This window comes from Paenibacillus ihuae, from assembly GCF_001368795.1.
GTDB classification, from domain to species: domain Bacteria; phylum Bacillota; class Bacilli; order Paenibacillales; family Paenibacillaceae; genus Paenibacillus_AQ; species Paenibacillus_AQ ihuae.
In genome coordinates this window covers 1-11,194 of record NZ_LN831206.1, presented here as the reverse complement: position 1 = coordinate 11,194, position 11,194 = coordinate 1, and the positions used below count along the sequence as shown (strand labels likewise).

12 protein-coding genes and 1 pseudogene are annotated in these 11,194 nt (G+C 48.2%); 8 read left to right on the top strand and 5 right to left on the bottom strand.

The features are described 5' to 3' along the window. Together zwf and AQR02_RS29520 are read left to right on the top strand one after the other, a co-directional pair. A partial coding sequence (gene zwf / locus AQR02_RS29525; protein WP_054943939.1) for a glucose-6-phosphate dehydrogenase occupies window positions 1-1,347 on the top strand: 1,347 nt, incomplete at its 5' end. 358 nt (window positions 1,348-1,705) lie between these two features. Continuing rightward, the gene (locus AQR02_RS29520) at window positions 1,706-3,292 is read left to right on the top strand and encodes a peptide chain release factor 3 (protein ID WP_054943884.1); all 1,587 of its coding nucleotides are present in this window, start codon (window positions 1,706-1,708) and stop codon (window positions 3,290-3,292) included. A 118-nt stretch (window positions 3,293-3,410) separates the two neighbouring features. On the opposite strand, the gene sspI is transcribed toward AQR02_RS29520, so the two are convergent. Next, entirely contained in the window at window positions 3,411-3,647 is a 237-nt protein-coding gene (sspI, locus tag AQR02_RS29515; protein WP_054943883.1) for a small acid-soluble spore protein SspI, read from the bottom strand. Window positions 3,648-3,796: 149 nt separating this feature from the next. Between sspI and AQR02_RS29510 the strand changes: the two genes are divergently transcribed. Continuing rightward, window positions 3,797-4,456 (top strand): potassium channel family protein, encoded by a 660-nt coding sequence (locus AQR02_RS29510; protein WP_054943882.1) that lies wholly within the window; start codon window positions 3,797-3,799, stop codon window positions 4,454-4,456. A 30-nt stretch (window positions 4,457-4,486) separates the two neighbouring features. Next, window positions 4,487-5,284 (top strand): annotated as a pseudogene (locus AQR02_RS29505) (TrmH family RNA methyltransferase). 197 nt (window positions 5,285-5,481) lie between these two features. Here AQR02_RS29505 and AQR02_RS29500 read toward each other — a convergent pair. The 4 genes from AQR02_RS29500 to AQR02_RS29485 all read right to left on the bottom strand — a co-directional run bounded on the left by AQR02_RS29500 (window position 5,482) and on the right by AQR02_RS29485 (window position 8,282). Further along, complete coding sequence (locus AQR02_RS29500) at window positions 5,482-5,895, bottom strand: hypothetical protein (RefSeq protein ID WP_054943881.1); 414 nt, start codon at window positions 5,893-5,895, stop codon at window positions 5,482-5,484. A 320-nt stretch (window positions 5,896-6,215) separates the two neighbouring features. Further along, window positions 6,216-6,710, bottom strand: coding sequence for an arsinothricin resistance N-acetyltransferase ArsN1 family A (locus tag AQR02_RS29495; RefSeq protein WP_054943880.1), 495 nt, complete (start codon window positions 6,708-6,710; stop codon window positions 6,216-6,218). Window positions 6,711-6,734: 24 nt separating this feature from the next. After that, entirely contained in the window at window positions 6,735-7,538 is an 804-nt protein-coding gene (locus AQR02_RS29490; RefSeq protein ID WP_054943879.1) for an arsenite methyltransferase, read from the bottom strand. A gap of 294 nt (window positions 7,539-7,832) precedes the next feature. Further along, window positions 7,833-8,282, bottom strand: a complete 450-nt coding sequence (locus tag AQR02_RS29485; protein ID WP_054943878.1) for a MarR family winged helix-turn-helix transcriptional regulator — start codon at window positions 8,280-8,282, stop codon at window positions 7,833-7,835. Between the two features lie 132 nt (window positions 8,283-8,414). Here AQR02_RS29485 and AQR02_RS29480 point away from each other — a divergent pair, with 132 nt between their 5' ends. From AQR02_RS29480 to AQR02_RS29465, 4 genes are read left to right on the top strand one after another with little or no spacing between them, the layout of a single operon-like run. Beyond that, on the top strand, window positions 8,415-8,759 hold the full coding sequence (locus tag AQR02_RS29480) for an ArsR/SmtB family transcription factor (protein ID WP_425340034.1): 345 nt from the start codon (window positions 8,415-8,417) through the stop codon (window positions 8,757-8,759). Between the two features lie 15 nt (window positions 8,760-8,774). Next, complete coding sequence (locus tag AQR02_RS29475) at window positions 8,775-10,070, top strand: arsenic transporter (protein ID WP_245237799.1); 1,296 nt, start codon at window positions 8,775-8,777, stop codon at window positions 10,068-10,070. Window positions 10,071-10,091: 21 nt separating this feature from the next. Next, a complete protein-coding gene (gene arsC, locus AQR02_RS29470) occupies window positions 10,092-10,511 on the top strand; it encodes an arsenate reductase (thioredoxin) (RefSeq protein ID WP_054943875.1) in 420 nt (139 codons plus the stop codon). Between the two features lie 35 nt (window positions 10,512-10,546). After that, entirely contained in the window at window positions 10,547-10,978 is a 432-nt protein-coding gene (locus AQR02_RS29465) for a protein-tyrosine phosphatase family protein (RefSeq protein WP_054943874.1), read from the top strand. Window positions 10,979-11,194 lie beyond the last annotated feature (216 nt).

Genomic DNA, 11,194 nt, shown 5'->3' with positions numbered 1-11,194 from the left:
GAGTCCATTCGTGAGTTCTGCCGCTACCAGGCGGGAGATGCTGCAGAATGGAATGAGTTCGTACAGCATTTTGAATACAAATCGCTGGACATTAACAATATCGAAGGCTTCCGTGAACTGAATGCGCAGACGGAAGTGCTCGAAGAGAAATTCCATATCCCGGGCAACCGGATGTTCTATCTGGCGCTTGCTCCCGAGCTGTTCGGCAGCGTCTCGTTTAACCTCAAAGCAGGCGGCATGCTGCAGGGCTCAGGCTGGAACCGTCTGGTGATCGAGAAGCCGTTCGGCTACAACCTGGAATCGGCAGAGCAGCTCAACGAGCAGATCCGCCAGGTGTTCAAGGAAGAGGAGATCTACCGGATCGACCACTACCTGGGCAAGGAAATGGTGCAGAACATCGAAGTGATCCGTTTTGCCAATGCATTCTTTGAACCGCTGTGGAACAATAAGCATATTGCCAACATTCAGATCACTCTAGGTGAAACCGTAGGGGTGGAAGAGCGCGGCGGGTATTACGATCATGCCGGAGCGCTTCGCGATATGGGCCAGAACCATATTTTGCAGCTGCTGACGATGATTGCGATGGAGCCGCCAAGCCGTCTGCTGGCTGAAGATATCCGGGATGAGAAGGTGAAGGTGCTGCGTTCGCTGCGTCCTTACGCCTCCCCCGAAGAGGTCCGTGAGAATGTAGTGCGCGGGCAGTATACCCAAGGCCTCTACAAAGGCAAGAGCCTTCCGGCTTACCGACAGGAGGATAAGGTGGATCCTGAATCCAACACCGAAACGTACTTTGCGGCGCGTATTTTTGTAGACAATTTCCGCTGGGCGGGAGTTCCGTTCTATATTCGTACCGGCAAACGCCTCCCTGTGAAGACAACGGAAGTGGTTGTAGAGTTCAAGGGCATGCCGACCAATGTGTACTTGGGCCAAAAGCATAATCTTGAGCCGAACCTGCTCGTTATCCGCGTGAATCCTATGGAAGGCATCTACGTGAAGATCAACGCCAAGAAGCCGGGTTCGGAGTCGGAAATTCAGCCGCTGGCAATGGATTTCTGCCAGAGCTGTATGGTCGGCATCAACTCACCGGAAGCTTACGAACGCCTGCTTCATGATGCAGCGCGCGGCGACTCCACCTATTTCACCCGGTGGGATGAAGTTTCGTCGGCCTGGTCATTCGTTGACCGGGTCGCCAAAGCCTGGAAGGAAGAGAGCAGTGATCTGGCCTCCTACCCTGCAGGTTCGTGGGGACCGGTTGAAGCGGATCAGCTGCTGGCCCAGGAGGGCTTCCACTGGTGGCCGGTGAACGGACAGGAAGAAGACAATGTGGTATGGCGCGTGAACGGCTAATTTCATAACCTTGCATAAGCTTAACAGAGCAGCGGTTCTCCAGTTCGTGGGGGATCGCTGTTTTTGCGTTTTTACTCCCTGGTTTGGGTTGTGGCAGCGGCAGCTAGTGATCTCCGTGGTTCAAACGGCGAATTTTATCAACTTATTTCACTTCCGCCGCTTTTTTGTAGATAATGTTTGCCGGATTTTGATATACTTAAAAGGATGCTTTCACTAGAAGCGGAACTGGAGACTATTATGGGATTATAATGAATCCACGGATAGAAGGGATTTGTACTCATGAGCAGAGCGCCGATTTGAGATTAGCCCCGTGCTATGGAATAGGCAGCATGAATTTATATATGAAGGGATATGTGCAATGAATAAAGCACCAGATCAGAAACTGCAACAGGAAGTGGACAAACGCAGAACGTTTGCGATCATTTCCCACCCGGATGCGGGTAAAACCACACTAACGGAGAAGCTGCTGCTGTTCGGCGGCGCGATCCGGCTCGCGGGTACCGTCAAGGCCCGTAAAGCAAGCAAGCACGCGACCAGTGACTGGATGGAAATCGAGAAGCAGCGCGGAATCTCGGTTACTTCCTCTGTAATGCAATTTGACTATTTGGACCACCGGGTGAACATTCTGGATACGCCGGGTCACCAGGATTTCAGTGAGGACACCTATCGTACCTTAACGGCTGCGGACAGTGCAGTCATGCTGATTGACGTAGCGAAGGGTGTGGAAGCGCAGACGATCAAGCTGTTCCAGGTCTGCGCGAAGCGCGGCATCCCGATCTTTACCTTCATTAACAAGCTGGACCGTGAAGGCCAGAGCCCGTTTGATCTGATGGAGGAGCTGGAGAACGTACTGGGCATCCGCTCCGTACCGATGAACTGGCCAATCGGAAGCGGCCGCGAGCTGTGCGGTGTATATGACCGGATGAAGAATCAGGTGGAGCTGTTCCAGGGTGACGATCACTCAGTCATCAAGGTACAGAAGGTGGAGAGCTACCGCGACCCGATTATCCGTGAGATGGCCGGAGAATATCTGCATGACCAGCTGTGCCAGGACCTGGAGCTGCTGGATGTGGCAGGCGATGCTTTTGACTATGAAAAGGTACTGCGCGGGGAGCTGACTCCGGTCTTCTTCGGCAGTGCTATCAATAATTTCGGAGTGCAGACGTTCCTCGATAACTTCCTGGAGCTGGCACCGAAGCCGGAACCGCGCCGCAGCACGGCCGGCTCAATTGAACCGACCAATGAGAAATTTACCGGCTACGTGTTCAAAATTCAGGCCAACATGAACCCGGCACACCGCGACCGTATCGCTTTCCTGCGGATTGTGTCCGGCAAGTTCGAACGCGGCATGAGCGTGAAGCATGTCCGGGCAGGCAAGGATATCAAGCTGTCCCAGCCGCAGCAATTCCTGGCGCAGGACCGCGACATTGTCGAGGAAGCTTATCCAGGTGACATTATCGGGCTGTTTGACCCGGGGATTTTCCGGATCGGCGACACGCTTAGTCAAGCCGGTGATATGGAATTTGATGAGCTGCCGACGTTCTCACCGGAGATTTTCTCCAAAGTGAGCATCAAAAATGCACTGAAATCGAAGCAGTTCCAGAAGGGGATTGACCAGCTAACGGAGGAAGGTATGATTCAGGTGTTCCGTACCGTCAACTTCGACGATATTCTGCTGGGCGTAGTGGGCCAGCTGCAGTTCGAAGTCTTCGAGTACCGGATGAAGGGCGAATATGGCGTGGACGTTCAGCTTCAGCGGATGAGCTACCAGTTCGCACGCTGGATTGTGGATGAGAACAAACCGGACCCTGCCAAGTTCCGTATCAACTCTACGCTGGTGACGGACAAGAAGGGGAATTATGTCGTGCTGTTCGAGAATGAATACGCGATGCGTACCGCGATGGAAAAGAATCCGACCGCAAAATTCCTGGAAACAGCTCCTTGAGTAAACGGCAGTAAGCTGCGGGAGAGGTAGTCCCGGGCCGCCATCTTAACGAAAAACCTCCGCCCCCTGGAGTGCAGCCGCATTCCGGGTAGCGGAGGTTTTGTACATATGCGCCTGCTCAGGACATAATCGATCCGGGAGTCATTTCTTCCAGATGTCTATGCAGCATAGAAATGACACGGTCCTGCTTGGCCTGTTCAAGGTCTTTCCAGACCATTTCGAACATCACACCCAGTCCTGGAAGCGCAGCTTCAGGTCCGTCTATGGAGCCTTCAATCATAGCCCGCAGATCTTCTTCGGACTGGCCGTGTACTTTATGGAGAACGGCTTGACGCAAATCGATGGTAACCGGCATCATTTACCTCCTCAATGTTTTAACGCTGTAAGTATGCAGATACGCTCGCTCTGTACTAATGTACCCTGCGGGGGCGGTGAAAATTCAAGTTTAGATAACCATATGCTATACTGTTTGAAACGAAAAATGCTTACGGGAGGTACACGGACATGGCCAAAAAACAATATGCCGTCATCGGAATGGGACGTTTCGGCTCAAGTGTAGCCAAGGCGCTCAGCGGGATGGGATTTGATGTACTGGCGATCGATGCCGATGAGCAGCGTACCCAGGAAATCTCCGGTATTGTAACCCATGCCGTATCCGCAGACTCCACCGATGAGGAAGCGCTGCGCGCGCTGGGCATCCGCAACTTCGATGTTGTGGTTGTGGCAATCGGAGAGGATATTCAGGCCAGCATCCTTACGACTTTGATCCTGAAGGATCTTGGTGTGCCGGCAATTCTGGTCAAGGCCAAAAGCGAGCTGCACGGCAAGGTGTTAAGTAAGATTGGTGCGGACAAAGTTATCTATCCCGAACGGGATATGGGCATGCGGGTGGCGCATCATCTGGCTTCGCCGAACATCCTGGATTATATCGAGCTGTCGCCGGATTACAGCATTCTGGATATGAAAGTGCCGAAGCCGATGCTGGGCAAAAATCTCCAGGAGCTGAATATCCGCGCCAAATATGGCTGTAACGTCATGGCGATTCGCCGGGGCGAGGAGATGAACATTTCTCCGCGGGCTGAAGACCGGCTCAGCGAAGGTGATGTGCTCGTCATCGTCGGGCGCAAGGAGCATCTGACGAAGCTGGAAATGGCGTACCAATAGGGTGAATGTAGAATAGAAAGGTAGGACCTCATGGAAATAATATCTGCGCAAAATACGCGGGTGAAGGAATGGGCCGGGCTGCAGGAGAAGAAGCACCGCGACAAGACCGGCAAATATATCGTGGAAGGTATCCACCTCGTGCAGGAGGCGCTGCTGGCTGAAGCCGAGGTAGAAATCCTGGCCTATGATCTCGACAAAGGCATGCCGTCCGAGCTGAAGGCTCACCTTCAGGCCGTGCAGGGCATGGAGGTCATTGGTGTCTCAGCGGCAGTCATCGCCAAGTGCAGCAGCACGAATACCCCGCAGCCGGTGTTTGCGGTTGTCCGCAAAGAGCAGCAGGGGATGGAGGGTATCCTCGCGAAGCCGGACAGCCTGGTTGTTGTGCTGGACGGCGTCCAGGACCCGGGCAACGTGGGAACGATCATCCGCAGCGCGGATGCGGCAGGTGCAGACTGAGTCATTCTTGGCCAGGGCTGCGCTGATCTGTATAACCCGAAGACCATCCGTTCCACGATGGGCTCGATGTTCCATCTCCCGGTAGTGGAGGGGGATTTGAGTGTGGTTCTTCCGCAGGCGCGGGAACGCGGCACGCTCCTCGTCAGCACTTCGCTGACCGGGGAGGACTCCTGCTATACCCACGATTTCCGCGGCAGCCAGTGGCTGCTGATCGGCAGCGAGGGAAAGGGGATCTCCCCGGAAACGGCAGCGCTCGTCGACAAAAGCATCATCATCCCGATGGCCGGCCGGGCCGAATCACTGAACGCGGCGATGGCGGCAACGATTCTGCTGTTCGAGGGGATGCGGCAGCGGGGGGCCGGACGGGAATAAACAGGTTGTGATGTGATGAGTTGTAATTCACTTTGGCACTGTTTGTAACTTGTTTATCTCATATATTTGGAACGTTCTTTTATTACTATAAAAAAGTTCTGATCGATCAAAATCCTTGATTGATCAGGACTTTTTAGTTTGGTAGTTTTTCATCGGATGACACCGTTAGGTTAAATAAGTGTTTTACAATTATTTTGTTATAGCTTTTGAACACATTGGAAAAGCTTAACGAAAAATAAAAAAACAATCGATAGGGAGATCGTATAGATAATTTGAGTTTGAATTGTTAATAAACTGAAAGTGAATAAAGAATAAACAAATTCACTAATCGTACCAACACCACAATATAAGACAAGTGAAATGAATGGTTTTTGGAACAAGCTTTTCGTCTTTCCAGCAATACTATCCGCTATATTTGAGAACGGTAGTATTAGGATAAGAAGTACAGCGAGATTTATTATCAATCCAATAGTAAACTCATATCCAAAAGAAAAGTCACGTACCCTTATTTTTTCTTCTAAAAATAAATAGGAGAATAAGCCGCTTACCAATGAAACTGTTACGGCTGTTGCTAATGCAGATAATAGTTTCAGGTTGAATTGAGTTTTCATAAGTACCCATCCCCCGTATCTTACATGTTTTAAATTCAACTCATAATAAATGTAATAAAAGGGTTTCTCATGTATTTAATAATAACTTTAAAGAGAATGGCATTTTATTGAGGATAGTCAAAAATATGTTTATTTCCGCTTTATTGCTTATCACTTGAAATCTTAGTGGTGATTTATATCAAATTCAAGATTCTTTTTGAAAATGAATTAGTGAATATTCATTACTTCTCACCGGTTTGGAACGTTGTTTTCGCACAATAAAAAGTCCTGATCATCAAGGAACCCTTGATGTATCAGGACTTTTTTAATTATCCGCCAGTTTACAGTAATTTCTCCATAATCATAACATCAATAAATTCCCCATCCATAACACCCTGCTTTTCAAACAATCCAACCTGCCGGTAACCCATTTTCTGATATAATCCTTGGCCTCCTTGATTGAAAGGGAAGGTAAAGAGAACGATTTTATAAAATTCATGTTCTTTTGCTGCTATTTCTAAGGCTTCCAAGAGAGAGCTGCCTACACCCTGCCCACGAAAGTCGCGATCAATGTAGACAGAGAGGTCGGCCACTCCTTTATAAGCGCAGCGGTGGGAGTATGGATTAAGGGAGGCCCAACCAATAACTTCCCCTTCATTTTCCGCCACCAGAACGCTAAAGCGTCCCTGATGATCATGAAACCATGCTTCCATATAGGAAGAATCTTTCGTTTCAGTCTCAAGTGTAGCAATCCGATCCTCGATACCCTGATTGTAGATGCGAAGGATACTATCCGTATCTTCTAAGGTTGCCTGCCGAACAGTAAGTGTCACCATCACCTGAATACTCCTCCCTGGAAATTACTTTTTTGCTTTGATTACAGCTGAAAGGATGTATTGGTCAACATTCGCACCGGGAACCCAGTCTTTAATAAATGTTCTGGATTCGTCTTTAGGCTCGATGCTGATCTCAGTAAAGCCGCCTTCCCGAAGCATCGCTTCAACATCTTCAATGGAAGAGGCACCTGATATACAACCGGAGTATAGCTCATCAAGATCATTTTTAATTTCTGGTGGGAGTTCTGCTGTAGTCACGATGTCAGAGATGGCCAGACGGCCGCCAGGCTGAAGAACCCGGTAGGCTTCGCGGAATACCTGTTGTTTATCCGGAGAGAGATTAATCACGCAGTTAGAGATGATAACATTTATAGAGTTGTCGGGAACGGGAAGGTGCTCGATTTCTCCTAAACGAAATTCTGTGTTCTCAAACCGCCCTTTGATGGCGTTCCCCCGAGCGCGGCTGATCATTTCCGGAGTCATATCAACGCCGATGACATGTCCCTGCTCGCCGACCTGATGGGAGGCTAAGAAACAATCAAATCCGCCTCCGCTCCCGAGATCCAGAACATGTTCCCCAAGCTGCAGTTCAGCAATTGCCTGCGGATTCCCGCATCCAAGGCCTAAATTGGCTCCCTCTGGAGCCGCAGCCAATTCCCTACTAGAATAGCCGAGCTTTGCAGAAACCGAATCAAAATCTGCAGGGGAGTCGCAGCAACTTTCGGAAGGGGCGCAGCAGGAAGCGGCAGACCCGCCATTCTTCATGGCAATTTTCTGATAGCGGCTTCGTACATTTTGGAGGATTTGATCGTTTGTAAGCTGGGGCATTGTTAACACTCCTTTTAAGTTGATTTAATTATCCCTTACCCTTTGTTGGTTTAGCAGCAGGGTTCGCAGCAGACCGCCTGTTTCGGACGAAACAACGAAGGGAACAAAGACCACTTCAATCTGTTCTTTTGTTTGGAGTATTTCCAGGCGTGCAGCGTAACTTGTTGCAATTCCTCTTGCCGGTGTCTGTGTAAAACTTCTGCTACGTATAAATCTCTGAGCATCACATAACCCTCCTAAATTGACTAATTAAGTTGAATAAACTTGCAAAGTGCAAATATAAGTTAAGAGAAATCACCCTTTTACAGGTGCGCAGCAATTGCTGGATTTCCCCATAGCTTCGTTGAACAGCTTAATGGACCGCAGTAAAGTTTCTACTTCAAATTCACTCATGTGCGAAAAAGCTTCATTCAGATACTCGTTCATTTGTTTATCAATCGTTGCAGCGGCCATCTTTCCTTCGGGGGTAAGCGACAGGGTGTAGATTCGTCGATCGGCCTTGTCAGGAGTTTTTTTAACCAGATTCAACTTGATCAGGGACTGTACTTGTCGGCTAAAAGTAGTAATGTCGGTCCCGAGCGTTTCAGCGATCTGCTGCATGGAGGGACTATGGCTCCTGCCGATTTCATACAGCAGATGGCTCTGGGTTGTAGAAAGATCACATCCGCCTACGCTGCAGCAGACTTTATTCAGTAATCCTAAACGGCGGGTCATAATTTGGAATAATTCTCGTGGTGTTTCCATTGTTTTCTTCACCTCATAGTTAAGTTATAAACCATAATGGTTGCAAAATGCAAGTTAAATATATGAGGCATATTCTTGGTTGTACATATAAGCGTATAGTTATATAATGATGAAGTGAAAGGGGGAATGAAAATGAGCTCAAATGTGGATGAATTAGATGAAGTCTCACAAATATTAAAGCTGCTGGGTGATAAAACCAGGCTGACGATGATGAAGCTTCTGGAAAAGCGGGAATGCTGTGTATGTGAGCTGGTTGAGATTTTTAAAATGAGTCAGCCATCCGTAAGTCAGCATTTGCGGAAATTAAAAGATGCTGGCCTGGTAAAAGAGAACCGGAAAGGCCAGTGGATTTTTTACTCGTTCAATCCCAATAGCGTTCAGCATGAACTGATTCAGAATCTGATAGCCTTCGTTCCTTCACAAGATCATCAATTGGAAGAGCTCGACAAAAAAGGTTTAAGAATTTCATGTGATTAAATGGAGGTTAGCGGATTGGTTTCGGTATTCTTAGCAAGTTTTATTTTTGTTGTTACCTTAATATTTGTCATTTGGCAGCCCCGGAATTTGTCCATAGGCTGGTCGGCGTGCGGCGGGGCGATCATCGCTTTGCTTGTGGGTGTTGTCAGCTTTGACGATGTTAAAGATGTCACCCTGATTGTATGGAATGCCACCCTGGCCTTTGTTGCAATCATTCTGATCTCCCTGATCCTTGATAAAATCGGTTTCTTCGAGTGGGCTGCCCTACATATGGCCAGAGCTGCCCGGGGTAACGGAATTCGGATGTTTGTCTATGTCACCATACTTGGGGCCATTGTATCCGCGTTTTTTGCGAATGACGGTGCGGCGCTCATCTTAACTCCGATTGTGCTGGCGATGGTCCGTGCACTCAATTTTGATGAGAAAAAAGTCTTTCCGTTCATCATTGCCAGCGGGTTCATTGCAGATACTACATCTTTGCCGCTGGTTGTAAGCAATCTGGTTAATATCGTATCTGCGGACTTTTTCGGGATCACCTTTATGGAATACGCTGGCCGTATGCTAATGCCTACTTTGTTTTCTTTGGGGGCAAGTATTCTGGTTCTGTACTTCTTTTTCCGTAAAAGCATCCCCGTAACATTTGACAGCTCCCAGCTGAAAAATCCGGAAGAAGCGATCAAAGATAAGAAAATGTTCAAACTATCCTGGTGGGTACTAGCGGTTCTGCTGGTTGGATACTTCGTTAGTGAGTTCCTGAATATTCCGGTGTCAGTAGTGGCCGGAGTTATCGCAATCTTCTTCCTGCTCATGGCAAGAAGAAGTCCTAATGTTCCCACGATGGAAGTCGTTAAGGGAGCACCTTGGGCGATTGTGTTCTTTTCCGTTGGGATGTATGTCGTCGTGTATGGTCTGCGTAACGCGGGTCTGACGGACGTCCTTGCTGATGTGATTCAGGCGGTGTCTGATCAGGGGCTGTTCGCCGCTACGATGGGGATGGGCTTTATTGCCGCTGTGATCTCTTCCATTATGAATAACATGCCTACTGTAATGATCGACGCTCTGGCCATTGATGCTACGCATACCTCGGGACTGATTAAGGAAGCTTTGATTTATGCGAATGTCATCGGTTCTGATTTAGGTCCGAAGATTACACCAATCGGTTCACTGGCAACCTTGCTGTGGCTCCATGTGCTGTCCACCAAAGGAGTGAAGATATCCTGGGGAACGTATTTCAAAACAGGTATTATTCTGACGATTCCCACGCTGTTCATCACACTGCTCGGATTATATATAACCTTGATCCTATTTTAAAACCAAAGGAGATTATCAATCATGGATAAGAAAAGCATTTACTTTTTGTGTACAGGAAATTCCTGCCGGAGCCAGATGGCTGAAGGCTGGGCTAAGAAATACCTGAGTGACGGGTGGAATGTGTACAGTGCGGGCATTGAAGCTCACGGTCTAAACCCTAAAGCCGTACAGGCTATGAACGAAGTGGGTATTGATATCACAGGTCAAACCTCAGATATTATTGACCCCCAGCTGCTAAATAACGCAGACCTCGTGATTACATTATGCGGAGACGCCGCTGATAAATGTCCAGTTACGCCGCCGAAGGTGAAACGTGAGCACTGGGGATTTGATGATCCTGCCAAGGCGCAAGGAACAGATGAAGAGAAGTGGGCTGTCTTCCAGCGGGTACGTGACCAAGTGGGCGAGCGCATTAAACATTTTGCAGAAACCGGAAAGTAATTGAGGGTACAACAAAGACATAGGGGAGAACTATAATGGAGAATTATCATGAGCTAATTCCAGGTAAAGTATATATCGGCGGAGAAAATGCACTGCTTGAAGCTCTTCAAGAGCAGGAGATTTCGGATGTGTTTGACTTAAGAGATAATGGTACGGAGGCAGAAGGCTTCCCTGCTAAAGTAACGCGTCATCATTTTCCGATTGTGGAGGATGAAAGCGGCCAGGAGAATTCAGTTCAAGCAGCCATTCAGGCGGTTACAGCAGCAGTGAATAACGGAAAAACTGTGTATTTCCACTGTGCGGGTGGACGGAATCGTACAGGAACAGTAGCTACCGGAGTTTTGCTGGAGCTTGGTTTGGCTTCAACGGTGGAAGAGGCAGAAGCTTTGGCTAAAGTAAAACGTCCGGATATTAATATCAAGCAGGAAATGCGTGAGGTATTGCAAGGCTTTTATCCGGTAAAATAATATATTCCTTACATTAGAGAAAGACTATTTCCTATGAGAAATAGTCTTTTCGTTCTTTTCCACGTTTGGAAAGTCGGATCGTATTTTGAGTAAGTTTAAATTTATAGTTGCATTATCTTGATTAACATGATATATTATTAATCTAGTCGCTTTTGTTGCGGCTAAACAATAGAGAATTTGATCTTTGAAAACTGAACAACGAGTGAGTATCGGAGA

Bases quoted from the DNA above. Each gene is read 5' to 3' on its own strand.
- AQR02_RS29520 (WP_054943884.1), top strand. From the start codon at position 1,706: ATGAATAAAGCACCAGATCAGAAACTGCAACAGGAAGTGGACAAACGC.
- AQR02_RS29490 (WP_054943879.1), bottom strand. From the start codon at position 7,538: ATGCCCCAGCTTACAAACGATCAAATCCTCCAAAATGTACGAAGCCGC.
- AQR02_RS29480 (WP_425340034.1), top strand. From the start codon at position 8,415: ATGAGCTCAAATGTGGATGAATTAGATGAAGTCTCACAAATATTAAAG.
- AQR02_RS29485 (WP_054943878.1), bottom strand. From the start codon at position 8,282: ATGGAAACACCACGAGAATTATTCCAAATTATGACCCGCCGTTTAGGA.
- AQR02_RS29465 (WP_054943874.1), top strand. From the start codon at position 10,547: ATGGAGAATTATCATGAGCTAATTCCAGGTAAAGTATATATCGGCGGA.
- AQR02_RS29500 (WP_054943881.1), bottom strand. From the start codon at position 5,895: ATGAAAACTCAATTCAACCTGAAACTATTATCTGCATTAGCAACAGCC.
- sspI (WP_054943883.1), bottom strand. From the start codon at position 3,647: ATGCCGGTTACCATCGATTTGCGTCAAGCCGTTCTCCATAAAGTACAC.
- AQR02_RS29510 (WP_054943882.1), top strand. From the start codon at position 3,797: ATGGCCAAAAAACAATATGCCGTCATCGGAATGGGACGTTTCGGCTCA.
- AQR02_RS29495 (WP_054943880.1), bottom strand. From the start codon at position 6,710: ATGGTGACACTTACTGTTCGGCAGGCAACCTTAGAAGATACGGATAGT.
- arsC (WP_054943875.1), top strand. From the start codon at position 10,092: ATGGATAAGAAAAGCATTTACTTTTTGTGTACAGGAAATTCCTGCCGG.